The following is a 15440-nucleotide window of genomic DNA, read 5'->3' on the forward strand; positions in this document are numbered from 1 at the left end:
ATGAAGACAACTGTATATGTAACAAGGCATGGTGAAACGGAATGGAATGTAGCGAGGCGAATGCAAGGACGGAAAAATTCTGCTTTAACTGAAAACGGTATGCTACAAGCTAAGCAATTAGGAGATCGAATGAAAGATTTATCTATCGATGCGATTTATAGTAGTCCGAGTGAAAGAACCCTTCATACTGCAGAGCTAATAAAGGGCGATCGTGATATACCGATAATTGCGGATGAGCATTTCTATGAAATTAACATGGGTAAATGGGAAGGACAGACAGTCGATGATATAGAAAGGCAATACCCAGACGAAATACAATTGTTTTGGTATGAGCCACATCTTTTTCAGTCAACATCAGGAGAAAATTTTGAGTCTGTTTATAAAAGGGTAATTGAGGGGATACAGCTTCTTTTAGAAAAGCATAAAGGAGAAAGTATATTAATTGTTTCCCATGCGGCAGCGGCAAAACTACTTGTAGGACATTTTGCGGGTATTGAAATAGAAAATGTTTGGAATGATCCATTTATGCATAGTGCTAGTCTTAGTATAATAGAATTTGAAGAAGATAAAGGTGAAGTGAAGCAATTTGCAGATATAAGTCATTTTCAGTAAATATAAAAAAAGGCCGTGAAAACGGCCTTTTTTATATGAAAAACTAGCAATTACGTTTTTTGTACCAGAAGTGATCGAATTTCTTGTTTTTGCAAGATGGGAATTTATGTCCGCCATCTTTGCAATCGTTCCATTTCTTTCCGTCATCACACGAATCGTCGCAAGAGCCACCGTGTCCATTCGGGAAGAATTCGCATTTTTTACAGTAACATCGTTTTGTCCAGTAAAATTTCTTTTCAAAGCGTATACATTTTGTAACGAATGTACAATGCTTTCTGCGAGTACGTTTTGTAACTAAAACGCATTCTTTTCTACGTGTTACTTTCGTAACGAACGTCCATTTTTGAACGCGGACACGAGTACATTTCGTAACAAATGTCCACTTTTTAACGTGAGTACATTTTGTAACGAACGTACAATGTTTCACGCGAGTACACCTTGTTCTTGGGCATTTACAATCTTCGCTACACTCTATTTTTGTTGTGCAATCATCATCGCACTCAAATGTACTTGGATCTTGATGTAAGAAATCTTCCATCCCCGCACTTTTGATTTCCTCGACAGCTTTTCTAATATCACGTTTCATAGAAATCCTCCTTATCATGTATTCAGGTGAAAAGGTATTCTTTTTCCTTAACATGATATGAGATATGACGTCTTTCTGAACAGGACAAGAGTGTAATTTTATATAAATAGATGATAGCGGATGTATGGACAAGGCAAGGTGCATACATTGAATGAAGAGAACTGAGAAGGGATGAGAAAATATGCTACCTTCATATGATTTTTTTATTCATCCAATGTACTTAGTGGAATTAAAAAAAGACATTTGGTCAGATAGTCCAGTGCCAGCAAAATTAACTTATGGAAAAAAGAAGTATGACATTGATATCGTATACCGAGGGGCTCATATTCGTGAATTCGAGAAAAAGTCTTATCATGTTATATTTTATAAACCGAAAAAGTTTCAAGGTGCAAAAGAGTTTCATTTAAATTCTGAGTTTATGGATCCGTCTCTCATACGAAATAAATTATCTTTAGATTTTTTTCATGATATTGGTGTACTTTCACCAAAATCACAACATGTATTTATAAAAATTAATGGTCAAATTCAGGGTGTATATTTACAGTTAGAATCAGTAGATGAAAACTTTTTGAAAAATAGAGGATTACCAAATGGTTCTATTTATTATGCGATCGATGATGATGCGAATTTTTCTTTAATGAGTGAGAGAGATAAAGATGTTAAGACCGAGCTCTTTGCGGGTTATGAATTTAAACATTCGAATAAAAATAGTGAAGAACAACTGAGTGAATTTGTATTTCAAGCGAATGCTTTGTCGAGGGAAGCTTATGAAAAAGAAATTGGGAAGTTTCTACATGTTGATAAATATTTAAGGTGGTTAGCGGGCGTTATTTTTACGCAAAACTTTGATGGTTTTGTTCATAACTATGCGCTATATCATAATGATGAAACGAATTTATTTGAAGTGATACCGTGGGATTATGATGCGACTTGGGGGCGTGATGTACAAGGAAGGCCACTAAATCATGAGTATATTCGTATTCAAGGCTATAACACGTTAAGTGCAAGATTGTTAGATATACCTGTATTTAGAAAACAATACCGAGGTATTTTGGAAGAAATATTAGAAGAACAATTTACCGTTTCATTTATGACGCCGAAAGTTGAAGGGTTGTGTGAATCGATTCGTCCATATTTACTTCAAGATCCATATATGAAAGACAAATTAGAAACATTTGATCAAGAAGCTGAAATGATTTATGAATATATAAATAAAAGAAGAAAGTATATACATGACCACCTACATGAATTGGATTAATTTTGAAAGAGATTGGGACATTATCAATCTCTTTTTTTGTATAATAAAGATGTATCAACAGAACTGGCTTAATATTCAATTAAAAGAGGATGGGAGATGTGGAAACATGACGGTAAAATGGATTGATTGGGTAAAACAAATACAAGCTATAGCCCAAGCGGGTTTAACGTATTCTAAAGATGTGTATGATATAGAGCGTTTCCAACAATTACGGGATATTTCCATTTCGATAATGTCACATTATACAAAGACAGATTGGGAAGTTGTAGAGAAGTTATTTGCAAATGAGACAGGCTATCAAACACCAAAAGTTGATATAAGAGCAGTCGTTTTTCAAAATGAAAAGTTATTATTTGTGAAAGAAAAAAGTGATGGGAAATGGGCATTGCCGGGTGGATGGGCTGATATCGGCTATACGCCGACAGAAGTAGCTGCAAAAGAAGTTATAGAGGAGACGGGTTATGAAGTAGATGATTTTAAACTACTCGCTATATTTGATAAAGAAAAACATCAACCATCACCTTCAGCAACACATGTATATAAAATTTTTATTAGCTGTAAGATTATTGGTGGCGAAAAGAAAACGAGTATTGAAACAGAAGATGTGGAATTCTTTGGCGAGAATGAATTGCCTAATTTATCGATTGCTAGAAATACAGAAGAGCAAATTAAAGAAATATTTTCCTTCATGAAAGAACCTCAGAAAGAAACTTTACTAGATTAATAGATAATATTGTTGGAATGAAGATATTGGCAGAATGCAACCTTTATGTAATAATGGGATGGTATGTGAAGAAAAAAGGAGATAGAAAATAAAATGTTAGCAAGCATAATAGATCAGTTATTGCAATTTTTTGCAAGCTTAGGTTACTTTGGAGTAGCGCTAGCTTTAATGATTGAAATTATCCCGAGTGAAATTGTACTTTCGTATGCGGGCTTTTTAGTTGCAGATGGTAAAATTAGCTTTGTCGGTGCAGTCATTGCTGGAACAATCGGTGGTACGTTAGCTCAAATATTTTTATATTGGCTTGGATACTATGGAGGACGTCCAGTTGTAGAGAAATACGGGAAATATCTACTTATTAATAAACACCATTTAGACATAGCGGAAGGTTGGTTTAAGCGTTACGGAGCAGGAGTAATCTTTTCTGCGCGCTTTATCCCAGTCGTACGTCACGCAATCTCTATTCCAGCAGGATTAGCTAAAATGCCGTTAAAACTATTTACACTGTATACTGTAGTTGCGATTATTCCATGGTCAATACTATTTATATACTTAGGTGAAAAGCTTGGTGGAAATTGGAGACACATTAAAGAGTATGCATCTGATTACACACATTACATAATTATAGGAGCTGTTCTCTTTGTTGCTTTATACTTCGGTTTAAAGTATTTCAAAAAGAAAAAAGCAGCGCGTTAAAGTCAATGATTTTTCATTGGCTTTTTTATTTGTTTCGGCAAGAAGACTCCATCTGATTTGTGTTACGGGTGAAACCCAACAATTCAGGGGGAGTTGACTTGTTTTCGGTTCTAAAAAAACAGAGTTGTCCATAATGTATAATAATAAAGCGTAGCGGAGGAATGTGATGAAAGGGTCACCGTTTATACGTGGAACGATATTTTTAACGATGGCAACGATGATATCTAAAATGTTAGGATTTATATATGTTATACCATTTACAGCCATGGTCGGTACGAGTGGGTACGTTTTATACACCTATGCATATCGTCCGTATACGATTATGCTCAGTATTGCGACGATGGGACTACCGCTTGCAGTTTCAAAAATGGTATCAAAATATGATCAACTAAATGACTACCATACAGTTAAGAGAGTATTAAAGAGTGGCATCTTTTTTATGTTAATAATGGGAGTAATCTCATGTTTAACCCTATATATATTAGCTCCACATTTAGCTACACTCGTAATCGACGGAAATGATCAAACAGGGAATAGTGTAGCGGCGGTCACAACTAATATTCAAATTGTAAGCTTTGCGTTAATACTTGTACCGGTAATGAGTTTATTAAGGGGTTTCTTTCAAGGATTCCAATCGATGGGGCCTTCTGCTTTAAGTGTAGTGGTAGAACAATTTTTCCGAGTCTTAACCATTTTGATAGGAAGCTTTGTCGTGTTATATATTTTAAAAGCTTCTATCTCTCTAGCTGTTGGTATTTCAACGTTCGGTGCCTTTATGGGAGCGATAGGTGGATTAACGGTTTTAAGTGCGTATTACATTAGAAGGAGAAAGCACTTAAAGAAAAAAGAAATGGCAAGTATTCCGCAAACAACGAAATCTTTTTTCTCGCTATATAAGGAGCTCTTTACATATTCAATACCGTTTGTTGTCGTTGGTTTAGCAATTCCGTTGTATCAGACGATTGACACATTTACAATTAATAAACTACTTATACAAATAGGATATATGCAAGGAGAAGCGGAGAAGATTAATGCAATAATTGGTCTTGTTCAGATGGTTGTACTTATCCCAGTTTCCGTTGCGACTGCTTTTAGTATGTCTCTCGTACCTGAGATGACGAAAGCCTATACAGCAGGAAATGTGAAGTTACTGTACAAACATTTTACGAGGACGAATGTATTAGTGGTAGGTATTACGGTACCAGCAGCAATTGGGATGATGTTACTAGCAAAACCAGTATATACTCTTTTATTTGGTGCCGGCAATGACCCGGAGATGGGGAGAGTTATTTTACAGTATTACGCTCCTGCTTGTATACTATTTTCCCTTTTTACAGTAACAGCTGCGATGTTACAAGGAATTAATCAACAACAGAAAACAGTGCTAGGATTAGTGATTGGTATTATTGTGAAGATAGTTTTAAATATTGTATTGCTTCCGTATTTCGATTATGTAAGTTTTATCATTTCAACATACGCTGGTTATACGATTTCAGTTGGCTTTAACTTGTGGATGCTTTCTAAATATGTTATAAAGGCAACATAAGCTTTTTAAGGCAGAGAGCACTCTGTCTTTTTCTTTGTTTAGAATATTTTTCTTATAAAAACGTTTTCAAAATAATTTTTCTATTGAAATTTAAACGTATGTTTCATATGCTGAGAATGGCGGTTCAAAAACTGTTATGTAAGAGAGGTAGATTCCTACATGTAAAAAGAATCGGGGTGATAGTATGTTAAATATTTATTTAACAGACCGAAACGGAAAACTACAAGAGGTTGAGGAAATGCAAAAGGGTTGCTGGATTAATGTACTTCATCCAACGGAAGAAGAAATTCAATATCTAGTACAAACTTTAAATGTAGACTTAGATTTCATTAAAGACCCTTTAGATGATGAAGAACGCTCTCGTATTGAAAAGGAAGACAATAATACTTTAATAATCGTGGATATTCCAACAGTTAGACATGATGAAGAAGGAAATTCGATTTATGACACGATTCCAATAGGTATGATTGTAATGCCAGATTGCTTTGTGACAATTTGTTTAGAAGAAAACCCAATTTTTGAACGTTTTATTAATCAACGTATTAAAGAATTTTATACGTTTAAAAAGACACGCTTTGCACTTCAGCTCTTATATACGATTTCTACTTATTATTTAAGATACTTAAAGCAAATTAACAGAAAAACAATCGATTTAGAGCATCAATTAAATAAGTCGATGAAAAATAAAGAGATTTTCACATTGCTAGGCCTTGAAAAGAGTTTAGTTTACTTTACAACATCATTAAAGGCGAATAAAATTGTAATTCAAAAATTAATGCGTAACAGTACATTTTTAAAAATGTATGAAGACGATCAAGATTTGTTAGAAGATGTATTAATTGAAAATAAACAGGCTATTGAAATGGCGGAAATATATAGTCACATTTTAAGTGGAATGATGAATACTTTTAGCTCCGTTATATCAAATAATTTAAATAGTGTTATGAAGCTGTTAACATCTATCACAATCATTTTATCGTTACCAACGATGGTTTCTAGTTTCTTTGGAATGAACGTAAAGGTCCCGTTTGAAGGGGAAGCACATGGTTTTGTAATTGTACTCATAATATGTGTAACACTATCTTTCACATTAGCGTTTGTTTTTTGGAAGAAACGTTACTTTTAACGAGAAGAAAGCTGCTCTAGCATAGTTGTGTAACTGCGCTAGAGCAGCTTTTTTGCTATGAAATCCAAAGTTTTGAATAGAATATAACTTATAAAATGTAATGTATAGGAAGGGGGTGTATTCCGTATAAGTCTTGTCCAATTAATAAAATGGGGTTAAAATTACATATTGTTAATGAAAAGTTGGAGGAAATACATCATGGAATTGTTTCAATTACCGAAAGCATTCCTGCAAATGAATACAATCTTTATCTCTATTTTGATCGAAGCACTTCCTTTTGTGCTCATTGGTGTATTTATTTCAGGATTCATTCAAATGTTTGTGACAGAGGATATGGTAGCAAAATGGATGCCGAAAAACCGTTTTCTGTCTGTTTTAATGGCTACTTTTTTAGGTATGATGTTTCCAGGTTGTGAATGTGGGATTGTTCCGATCGTAAGACGATTAATCGGAAAAGGGGTTCCACCATATGCCGGGATTGCATTTATGTTAACTGGGCCGATTATTAATCCGGTCGTATTATTTGCAACATATGTTGCCTTTGGAAGTAGTATGCACATGGTATGGTATCGTTCTATTGTAGCGATTATCGTAGCAATTATCGTTGGAATTATATTATCATTTAAGTTTAAAGAACATCAATTAAGAGATGATCACTTCCCAGAAGTGAATCATAAGCGTCCATTACGTAAAAAAATGTGGGATGTATGTACGCATGCTGTTGAGGAATTTTTCTCGATGGGAAAATATTTAGTATTAGGTGCGTTAATTGCAGCTGCAGTTCAAACGTTCGTACAAACTTCAACACTGCTTGCTATAGGACAAGGGCCGTTTTCTTCACCAGCTGTTATGATGGGACTTGCTTACATTTTATCACTTTGTTCAGAGGCGGATGCATTTATTGCTTCGTCATTCCAAAGTACATTTTCAACAGCATCACTTGTCGCGTTCCTCGTATACGGACCGATGGTGGATATTAAAAATATGTTTATGATGCTTGCAACATTTAAAACGAAATTTGTAATTGTCGTTACAGTTACAGTTACACTTGTTGTTTATGCAAGCTCACTACTCATTTATGCGATGGGGTGGTAGGTTATGTTTCGAGCATATATATTATTAGGGTTTACAATCTTAATCGCGCAGCTTCATATTTCAGGTAATATTACGAAGTATATCAATATGAAGTATGCCTATTTATCAAAAACAGCAGCTATTATTTTAGGTTTTTTAACGGTCGTTCAAATTATTATCGTTTTCCAAAAAGAACATCAAAAAGAAAAAGAAAAAGAACAGCACAATTGTGGTTGCGATCATAGCCATTGTGGGCATGATCATTCAAAAGATGAGAATACATGGTGGAAAAAAGCATTTTCGTACACATTGTTTTGTTTTCCGATAGTCTCAGGATTGTTTTTCCCAATTGCAACATTAGATTCAGATATTGTTAAGGCGAAAGGGTTTCATTTTCCAGTGGCACAAGCAGAAAGTAAAGATCCATTTATGACAAGGCAATTTCTAAGACCTGATACGAGCATTTATTATGGGAAAGAAGGATACCGTGGTGTAATGGAAAAAGGGAAAAAAGAGTTCGTTACGAAAGATAGTATTACTTTAAAAGATGAAGATTTCCTAAAAGGGATGGAAACAATTTATAATTATCCTGGCGAGTTTACTGGGAAAAAATTATCTTTTAAAGGGTTTGTTTTCAAAGATGATTCTTCTAAAAAAGAACAATATTTCTTATTCCGTTTCGGTATTATACATTGTGTAGCGGATTCTGGTGTATATGGTATGTTAGTGAAAAAACCAGAAGGGGTAGAATGGAACAATGATGATTGGATTCAAGTTGAAGGAGAAATAGCAACGGAATTTTATCAGCCGTTCCATGCGAACATCCCTGTTTTAGAAGTAACGAAATGGAATAAAGTTGAACAGCCGAAAGAACAATATGTATTTAGAGGAGCCGATTGATCACATCGGTTCTTTTTTGTGGACTAAGAGTTCTGAATGTTGTTAATATTAAACGTGTAGTGATAGTAAGTTCATACTGTTCTAATGTTAATGGGAAATGGAACTCTTACCGAACTTCTTTGCTCCAGCCGAATTTTGTGGTGGGTAGTTCACTGTCTGCAAATAGTGGATTAAATAATCAAAGAGGTGATAATAATGACTGAAGTAAAGGGAAAAACAGCTAATGAATCCAGAGTGTTTAAAACGAGCCGAGTATTTCCAACAGATTTAAATGATCATAATACGCTATTTGGTGGAAAAATATTAGCCGAGATGGATATGGTTGCTTCTATTTCAGCAACGAGGCATGCAAGAAAAGAATGTGTCACTGCATCTATGGATTGGGTAGATTTCTTACATCCTGTTCGCTCTTCAGATTGTGTTAGTTATGAATCTTTTGTAATTTGGACGGGTAGAACTTCTATGGAAGTATTTGTGAAGGTAGTAGCAGAAGATCTAATTTCAGGTGAGAAACGTATAGCAGCAACTTCATTTGTTACATTCGTTGCACTTAGTAAGGAGAATAACCCGGTTCCAGTTCCTCGAGTAATCCCTGAAACAGAAGAAGAGAAAGAATTACATCGCATTGCTGTGTTGCGTGCAGAACAACGTCATATACGTAAAGCAGAGAGTAAGAAAGTAGCCACATTACTAACTTTTTGAGTTGAATATGTAGTTGTTAACGGTATTATAACGAACTGAAATGTTTTTCATATGAAAAGCGGACACCTAAAAATAGGTGTCCGCTTTTATAGTTTTTTCATCCACATATCATATGACGATAACTACTTAGCAGAAGCAAGCAGCACCGACGATGATTAAGAGGATAAATAATACGACTAATAGCGCGAATCCATTACCATGTGCGAAGCCCATTGTTATTTCCTCCTTTTATTTTAAGATACAACATACAATATGCAAATGAGCTATCGTTTGCTATGGACATATATCATGTAATGACATATTTTCTTGAATGATAATGTATTAAAAAAGGGAAGATATAGAAATAACAGTAAGTGGAGAAAGGAAAATATCCATGAAACACTTTTTCGCTGTACTCCTTTTTTTAGTAGGTGTATTCATTTGGATGAACATCGATGTGGAAATGGGGAAAAAAATGGCTAGTGAATATGAATTAGGACAAGTTCGATTAGGTGATTTTCAACTATATACGAACGGCGAAGAGTTATATAAGAATTTATTTGAGGATATACGTAATGCTGAAAAGTACATATATATCCATTTTTATATTGTAGGTAAAGATGAAATAAGCCAAGAATTTTTGCAGTTACTCGAGAAAAAGGCATCGAGTGGAGTAGAAGTGAAATTGTCAGTTGATCGAATAGGTGGATATAAGCTGAAGAAAAAGGTAATTCGTCAACTAAAAAGAAACGGTGTCCAGTTTACGTTTAGTAAAAAGCTTAAACTGAAACATGTATTCTATTCATTGCATCAACGGAATCATAGACGCATTGTTACGATAGATGGGAAGGTATCATACGTCGGCGGTTTTAATATTGGAAAGGAGTACCTTGGACAAGATCCGAAATTTGGTCCGTGGCGTGATTATCATGTACGAATCAATGGGAATGGTGCTACGGATATGGAAAGAAAATTTGCTGCTGATTGGAAAGAAGATACAGGAGAAATAATGCCTGTACATGAAAGTTTATCTGCAATAGGGAATGTGAAATATCAATATTTATTTTCAGATGGAAAAGGTTTATGGGAGAAATATGGAGCGTTTTTAAAGAAGGCTAAAAAGTCGTTAATTATTGCTACGCCTTATTTTGTACCAAGTAAAGAAATGATGGGTGAGTTAAAAGATGCATTACATCGCGGTGTCAATGTAAAAATTCTCGTGCCATTTAAAAGTGATGCGGTATTGTTAAAACAAGCGGCTTATCCGTATTTGAAAGATATGAACGATGCTGGAGCAGAAATTTCTCAATATCGGAATGGTTTTTTTCACGGGAAAGTAACAATCATTGACGGAGAAATTGTCGATATAGGTACAGCGAATTTTGATAATAGAAGTTTTTATTTAAATTGTGAATCTAATTGTCTCATATATGATAAAAAAGTTGTTGCTGACGTATGGAACCGATTAAAAGTAGATTTTCATAAATCAAAAAGATTTTCGGAAGAAGATTTTGAGAAAATTAGTAAATGGGATTGGTTTTTAGCAAGAATAGCAAATGTTATAGCATCATATTTATAGTGTATATACAAAAGAGAAGGGAGGTACTTTCATGGATTGTATGAAAGAATTAATGAGGTATAGTTATATGCTTATATATAAGATTGGGGAGTATACAGGAAAGGTAAGAGACGAAGAATTAAAGGAGCTATTACAGCAGCATTTACCTTATATGCTGCAAGCATATAATGAACAAGTAAATTTTCAAGAAGGAGAGAATGTACAGCATATAACTTGTGAACCAATTTCATTTCATTTTCATGAAATGGAAAAGGAAACTGATAGTAAATATACAGGGGATGTCCATATTGCAACTTGTTATATTTCGCATTTAAAACGGTTAGCACTAAAGTTTGCTCAAGTGGCAGTTGAAGTTGCGAATCCAGAATTTCGCTCTTTTTTAGAAAATTGCTTCCTGAAAATGAACCGTTATGCCTATAGTGTATGGCAATATGTTGTGAAGAAAGAGTATAAGATTAAACATGTATATGAAAATGAGAAGTTTGCATAAGAAACTAAGGCGGAAAGATAGGCGCCTTAGTTTTTTACTTTTCATGGAGAAAAAAGAATAGGGGGCTATGTGTATTATCAGAAAATTTACAAACATTTACCGTTTATTTACTATTTTTCAATCTTTCCTTTAAAAATAGAGAGTAATATGGGATTGTACATATTCTATCTAAAGGAGGAAACGCAAATGAACAAATGGGTTAAATCATTAACTGCTATGGCACTTGCAAGTTCTTTATTAATGGTAGGTTGTAGTAAAGGTGAGGACAAGAAGAAAGAAGACGATACAACAACACAACAAGAGGACAAAAAGGATAAAGAAACAAGTGGAACTGAGAAGTCTACGGATTCTAAAGAAAAGAAATAAAATAATAATAGAGCTTCCTCTTATAAATGAGGAAGCTTTTTTGTTGTAAATTGAGTGAGATTATTGAAAAATAGAGAAAGAATGAAATAGGGGGGAAACAAATGAAAGTATGTATATTGGGAGCAACTGGGCGAGTAGGTTCAAACATAATAAAATTAGCATTAAAGGATTTAGCGGAAGTAACTGCATTAGCGCGTGATGTAAATAGAATGGAAATACATCATGAAAGGTTACGAGTGATAGAAGGTAATGTATGGAATGAAAATGATATAAAGAAAGCTGTAAAAGGTAGTGATATAGTAATTAGTGCACTTGGAACGGATCAAAATGGGACATTAGCGAAGAGTATGCCACAAATTATAAAGCAAATGGAAGAAGAAGGAGTTCGTAAAATCATTACAATAGGAACAGCTGGTATTTTACAAGCGAGAATAAATTTAAATGTATATCGTTTTCAATCAACTGAATCAAAAAGGAAAACGACAACAGCAGCAGAAGATCATTTAGCTGCATATAAGATACTTAGTCGTAGTAATTTATGTTGGACGGTCGTTTGTCCGACGCATTTAATAGACGGGGGTGCGACAGGGGTATATCGAACTGAAAAAGATGTATTACCAGAAGGTGGAGCGAAAATAACGGTTGGTGATACAGCGCAATTTACGTGGAATCTATGTAGTGAAAACGAATATGAGAATAGTCGAGTAGGTATTTCCTATTAAAAAACCATCCCGAAACTGGGATGGTTAAAAGATGATATAACATACAAATATGATAATCATAATAATTTGGAGAATGGCTTTCGCTACTGTACTGCTTAAAAAACCAACTACAGTAGCAACTCCTACTAGAAAGGCGTCTTTTGGCGCTTTTTTATGCATGAGTTCTGTAATAAATACCGATAAGAACGGTATGATAATTAAACCGAATGGTGGGAAGAAGAAAGACCCAACAATGATAGAAATCATACCGACACGTTCGCCCCATTTAGAACTCCCGTATTTCTTTAGAAAATATCCATTCGCAATAAAATCAGCAACGAAAATGAAAAGTGTGAAAATGACTTGAATAATCCAAAAGGAAGTTGTCAATTCTCCGCCATTTATACCAAAATGGTAAATGAAATATCCAGCCCATACAGCAAGGATGCCTGGAATGATAGGATAAATAAAGGCGAGAAATGAAACAATGAAACAGGCAATGATACAGATTGTTAATAATACTGTCACTTTATAACTCCTTCTTCGTGTCTAATTTATGTACCGCAATTTTTTTCACTTGATGTCCATCAAGTTCTAGTGCTTTAAATTGAAAACCAGCAAATTCAATGAAATAACCAGCCTCAATATTTAAGTCCACTGCTTGAGAGAGGAGCCAGCCTCCAATTGTATCTAAATCGCTATCATCAATATGTAGGCCAAACATATCATTTACTTCAGAAATGAGTACTTTCCCATCTAAAACAGTAAGCTTCGGCGTACGTTTTTCAATCATAGGTGATTCATCCGCATCAAATTCATCTTGAATTTCTCCAATGATTTCTTCAAGAATATCTTCCATTGTTAAAAGTCCAGCAGTACCACCATATTCATCCATAACGATTGCCATCTGAACACGATTCTTTTGTAGATGTACAAGTGTTTTGCGAATTGGAACAGTTTCAAATACAGTTAGTACTGGATGTATGTATGATTCAAGTGGCTTATGAATGCCTTTCGTTTGATCGTGAAACACTTCTTTCGTATTGATCATACCGATAATATCATCTTTATCTTTTTCGATAATCGGATAGCGTGTAAACTTTTCAGTTGCGACGATATCCATATTTTCTTCTAACGTATTTTCAGTAGATAAGCAAATCATTTCTGTACGAGGGACCATAATTTCTTTTGCGACCCGGTCGTCAAATTCAAAAATATTATTTACATATTTATATTCGGTTTGGTTTATTTCGCCGCTTTTGAAACTTTCACCTAAAATGAGTCGTAGTTCCTCTTCTGAATGGGCAAGTTCATTTTCTTTCGCAGGCTCTAAACCAAGTAGTTTTGTGAAAAAGATTGCCGTACTGTTGAGTAGCCAAATGAATGGATACATAATTTTATCAAATAAAATAAGCGGTCTTGCAAACTTAAGTGTGATTGCTTCTGCTTTTTGAATGGCGAAAGATTTTGGAACTAATTCACCTAATACAACATGGAAAAATGTAATAAAACTAAAAGCAATAATAAAGGATAAAGTATTCGCCATTGTTCCAGTAATATTAATTTTTTCAAAGAGCGGTCGTAGTAAATGTTCCACAGTCGGTTCACCAAGCCAACCAAGTCCTAAAGAAGTAATCGTAATTCCGAGCTGACAAGCTGATAAATAAACATCTAAATTAGATAGGACACTTCTTGCAGCTAAAGCTTGTTTATTGCCTTCATTTGCAAGCTGGTCAATTCGACTTTTTCGTACTTTTACAACAGCGAATTCTGATGCAACGAAAAAGCCTGAAATAAGGATAAGTATAAAGATGAGAAAAATATTTAATATGTCCAAGTGTGTTCTCTATTCCCTAGTTTGGAATAAAGATGTCACCTCCTGCAATTATGTTATACTTTTATAATAAATCCAAACGAAAAGAATAGTCAAAGAAAAAGGGTAAATATTGGTATGTTTCTGCAATAGCTTTTGAATTTGCTGTTATTTTGTCCGCTATACAAAAGGAATAACCCTCCACTTTCAGATTCTAGAGGGTTATTTCAAATTAAGGTTTTGGAATACTTCTCGTTAAAGCGTATGATTGTTGTTTAACGTGATTTGTCGTCCATAGCGTTTGAAGGAAAGAGAGTATGCAATACGGGATATACAAAAGCAGTAAGCTAATTGTGACAATTACAGGTGCATTTCCGCCGAATTGAACGATAAATTGTAATAGTCCGCTTGCGTGAAAAACGCATTCCATAAAAACGAATGAAAGAATAATGGAACCTAGAATAGATTTATGATTTGAAGTAAGCGCCAAAAACAATGTATCTACAAGGAAAGAAGATTGTTTTATTTCATATTCATTTCTGTTACTTAAGAAAGGGACCCACTTTTTTATTGCTTGCATAACGATAATCATGGAAGTACTACAAACGATGATGAAAGATGAGTAGTAGGGAAGTTTTATAAATTTTGCGATGTATAGGAGTAGAAATAAGACTGAGCATTGTAATAATACGGTACAAAAAGAGTACGGTATCCATCTTAATAAAGAAGTGAACTTCTTAACCGAATGAGGTGCTTTAAAAAATAAATGACCGATCCCTAGACTGATGAAGAATCCGATCGCAAGAGTAAAGGTAAAACGAACAATCGATACAAAATATATTTCCCATATGTAAGGGAATAACGGTGTTGAATGATTCGAAGTATGAACCATCTGATTTGCTGAGAAAAAGATAGATTCGTTCATCCAATCAATCTTTGGAATTGTCATAGAAGAAAGTTGTGCGAAGTTATGAAAAATGCTTATAAAGCCAGTTATGTATGAGTATTTATGTGTAATGAATAAAGCAGGAATAGGACTAATGATAAAAATAATGAGAACACCGATAATAAATTTACATATATGTGAGCGCAATAAAGACATGTAATCACCTACTCTTAGAATATTCAGAAAATTCTTATTCTTATTTTAGCTTTTTTCTGTGTAAGTTACAATATATTTTTCTTAAAGAAGTTTAGTATTGTAGGGGATATAAGTGAATGAAACGTGAATAAATTATGACAAGAAAATGAATAATTTTCAGAAAAGTAAAATAAATTATTTATTTTT

General features: G+C 34.2%; 18 protein-coding genes. 13 read left to right on the forward strand and 5 right to left on the reverse strand.

Annotation, left to right across the window (positions count from 1 at the left end; all coding sequences use genetic code 11):
- A complete protein-coding gene (locus tag PDL00_RS08005; RefSeq protein ID WP_270728278.1) occupies window positions 1-612 on the forward strand; it encodes a phosphoserine phosphatase 1 in 612 nt (203 codons plus the stop codon).
- Between the two features lie 43 nt (window positions 613-655).
- Here PDL00_RS08005 and exsB read toward each other — a convergent pair whose 3' ends face one another.
- Window positions 656-1198 carry an exosporium protein ExsB gene (exsB, locus tag PDL00_RS08010; RefSeq protein ID WP_270728280.1) on the reverse strand — a complete coding sequence of 181 codons (543 nt, stop codon included), beginning with the start codon at window positions 1196-1198 and terminating at the stop codon, window positions 656-658.
- 181 nt (window positions 1199-1379) lie between these two features.
- On the opposite strand from exsB, the gene cotH reads away from it, so the two are divergent.
- The 8 genes from cotH (at window position 1380) to PDL00_RS08050 (ending at window position 9224) form a co-directional block, all read left to right on the forward strand.
- Window positions 1380-2456, forward strand: a complete 1077-nt coding sequence (cotH, locus tag PDL00_RS08015; RefSeq protein ID WP_242254028.1) for a spore coat protein CotH — start codon at window positions 1380-1382, stop codon at window positions 2454-2456.
- Between the two features lie 106 nt (window positions 2457-2562).
- A complete protein-coding gene (locus PDL00_RS08020) occupies window positions 2563-3180 on the forward strand; it encodes an NUDIX hydrolase N-terminal domain-containing protein (protein WP_242254029.1) in 618 nt (205 codons plus the stop codon).
- Between the two features lie 93 nt (window positions 3181-3273).
- On the forward strand, window positions 3274-3876 hold the full coding sequence (locus PDL00_RS08025) for a DedA family protein (protein ID WP_000881202.1): 603 nt from the start codon (window positions 3274-3276) through the stop codon (window positions 3874-3876).
- A gap of 166 nt (window positions 3877-4042) precedes the next feature.
- Window positions 4043-5422 (forward strand): putative polysaccharide biosynthesis protein, encoded by a 1380-nt coding sequence (locus tag PDL00_RS08030; RefSeq protein WP_242254030.1) that lies wholly within the window; start codon window positions 4043-4045, stop codon window positions 5420-5422.
- Between the two features lie 184 nt (window positions 5423-5606).
- Window positions 5607-6548: a magnesium transporter CorA family protein gene (locus tag PDL00_RS08035; RefSeq protein ID WP_000932392.1), complete on the forward strand. Its 942-nt coding sequence runs from the start codon at window positions 5607-5609 to the stop codon at window positions 6546-6548.
- A 198-nt stretch (window positions 6549-6746) separates the two neighbouring features.
- Entirely contained in the window at window positions 6747-7643 is an 897-nt protein-coding gene (locus tag PDL00_RS08040) for a permease (RefSeq protein WP_061676438.1), read from the forward strand.
- A 3-nt stretch (window positions 7644-7646) separates the two neighbouring features.
- The gene (locus tag PDL00_RS08045; RefSeq protein ID WP_242254031.1) at window positions 7647-8522 is read left to right on the forward strand and encodes a TIGR03943 family putative permease subunit; all 876 of its coding nucleotides are present in this window, start codon (window positions 7647-7649) and stop codon (window positions 8520-8522) included.
- A gap of 195 nt (window positions 8523-8717) precedes the next feature.
- Entirely contained in the window at window positions 8718-9224 is a 507-nt protein-coding gene (locus tag PDL00_RS08050) for an acyl-CoA thioesterase (protein WP_000141167.1), read from the forward strand.
- Between the two features lie 126 nt (window positions 9225-9350).
- Here PDL00_RS08050 and PDL00_RS08055 read toward each other — a convergent pair whose 3' ends face one another.
- Window positions 9351-9437: a YjcZ family sporulation protein gene (locus PDL00_RS08055; protein ID WP_000505094.1), complete on the reverse strand. Its 87-nt coding sequence runs from the start codon at window positions 9435-9437 to the stop codon at window positions 9351-9353.
- A 160-nt stretch (window positions 9438-9597) separates the two neighbouring features.
- Here PDL00_RS08055 and cls point away from each other — a divergent pair, with 160 nt between their 5' ends.
- The 4 genes from cls to PDL00_RS08075 all read left to right on the forward strand — a co-directional run bounded on the left by cls (window position 9598) and on the right by PDL00_RS08075 (window position 12360).
- The gene (cls, locus tag PDL00_RS08060; protein WP_270728285.1) at window positions 9598-10782 is read left to right on the forward strand and encodes a cardiolipin synthase; all 1185 of its coding nucleotides are present in this window, start codon (window positions 9598-9600) and stop codon (window positions 10780-10782) included.
- Window positions 10783-10813: 31 nt separating this feature from the next.
- Window positions 10814-11272 (forward strand): spore coat protein, encoded by a 459-nt coding sequence (locus tag PDL00_RS08065; RefSeq protein WP_242254034.1) that lies wholly within the window; start codon window positions 10814-10816, stop codon window positions 11270-11272.
- Window positions 11273-11458: 186 nt separating this feature from the next.
- On the forward strand, window positions 11459-11638 hold the full coding sequence (locus PDL00_RS08070; RefSeq protein ID WP_001045960.1) for a hypothetical protein: 180 nt from the start codon (window positions 11459-11461) through the stop codon (window positions 11636-11638).
- Between the two features lie 101 nt (window positions 11639-11739).
- On the forward strand, window positions 11740-12360 hold the full coding sequence (locus PDL00_RS08075) for an NAD(P)-dependent oxidoreductase (protein WP_270728288.1): 621 nt from the start codon (window positions 11740-11742) through the stop codon (window positions 12358-12360).
- A 24-nt stretch (window positions 12361-12384) separates the two neighbouring features.
- Here PDL00_RS08075 and PDL00_RS08080 read toward each other — a convergent pair whose 3' ends face one another.
- The 3 genes from PDL00_RS08080 to PDL00_RS08090 form a co-directional block, all read right to left on the reverse strand.
- Window positions 12385-12867: a DUF456 domain-containing protein gene (locus PDL00_RS08080; RefSeq protein ID WP_000217326.1), complete on the reverse strand. Its 483-nt coding sequence runs from the start codon at window positions 12865-12867 to the stop codon at window positions 12385-12387.
- Window position 12868: 1 nt separating this feature from the next.
- On the reverse strand, window positions 12869-14176 hold the full coding sequence (locus PDL00_RS08085; RefSeq protein WP_270728291.1) for a hemolysin family protein: 1308 nt from the start codon (window positions 14174-14176) through the stop codon (window positions 12869-12871).
- A 208-nt stretch (window positions 14177-14384) separates the two neighbouring features.
- Window positions 14385-15254 carry a hypothetical protein gene (locus tag PDL00_RS08090; RefSeq protein ID WP_242254041.1) on the reverse strand — a complete coding sequence of 290 codons (870 nt, stop codon included), beginning with the start codon at window positions 15252-15254 and terminating at the stop codon, window positions 14385-14387.
- Window positions 15255-15440 lie beyond the last annotated feature (186 nt).

This window comes from Bacillus cereus group sp. TH152-1LC, from assembly GCF_027710505.1.
GTDB lineage: Bacteria > Bacillota > Bacilli > Bacillales > Bacillaceae_G > Bacillus_A > Bacillus_A mobilis.

Coding starts and splice junctions, on each gene's coding strand:
- PDL00_RS08005 (WP_270728278.1), top strand. CDS start 1: ATGAAGACAACTGTATATGTAACAAGGCATGGTGAAACGGAATGGAAT.
- exsB (WP_270728280.1), bottom strand. CDS start 1,198: ATGAAACGTGATATTAGAAAAGCTGTCGAGGAAATCAAAAGTGCGGGG.
- cotH (WP_242254028.1), top strand. CDS start 1,380: ATGCTACCTTCATATGATTTTTTTATTCATCCAATGTACTTAGTGGAA.
- PDL00_RS08020 (WP_242254029.1), top strand. CDS start 2,563: ATGACGGTAAAATGGATTGATTGGGTAAAACAAATACAAGCTATAGCC.
- PDL00_RS08025 (WP_000881202.1), top strand. CDS start 3,274: ATGTTAGCAAGCATAATAGATCAGTTATTGCAATTTTTTGCAAGCTTA.
- PDL00_RS08030 (WP_242254030.1), top strand. CDS start 4,043: ATGAAAGGGTCACCGTTTATACGTGGAACGATATTTTTAACGATGGCA.
- PDL00_RS08035 (WP_000932392.1), top strand. CDS start 5,607: ATGTTAAATATTTATTTAACAGACCGAAACGGAAAACTACAAGAGGTT.
- PDL00_RS08040 (WP_061676438.1), top strand. CDS start 6,747: ATGGAATTGTTTCAATTACCGAAAGCATTCCTGCAAATGAATACAATC.
- PDL00_RS08045 (WP_242254031.1), top strand. CDS start 7,647: ATGTTTCGAGCATATATATTATTAGGGTTTACAATCTTAATCGCGCAG.
- PDL00_RS08050 (WP_000141167.1), top strand. CDS start 8,718: ATGACTGAAGTAAAGGGAAAAACAGCTAATGAATCCAGAGTGTTTAAA.
- PDL00_RS08055 (WP_000505094.1), bottom strand. CDS start 9,437: ATGGGCTTCGCACATGGTAATGGATTCGCGCTATTAGTCGTATTATTT.
- cls (WP_270728285.1), top strand. CDS start 9,598: ATGAAACACTTTTTCGCTGTACTCCTTTTTTTAGTAGGTGTATTCATT.
- PDL00_RS08065 (WP_242254034.1), top strand. CDS start 10,814: ATGGATTGTATGAAAGAATTAATGAGGTATAGTTATATGCTTATATAT.
- PDL00_RS08070 (WP_001045960.1), top strand. CDS start 11,459: ATGAACAAATGGGTTAAATCATTAACTGCTATGGCACTTGCAAGTTCT.
- PDL00_RS08075 (WP_270728288.1), top strand. CDS start 11,740: ATGAAAGTATGTATATTGGGAGCAACTGGGCGAGTAGGTTCAAACATA.
- PDL00_RS08090 (WP_242254041.1), bottom strand. CDS start 15,254: ATGTCTTTATTGCGCTCACATATATGTAAATTTATTATCGGTGTTCTC.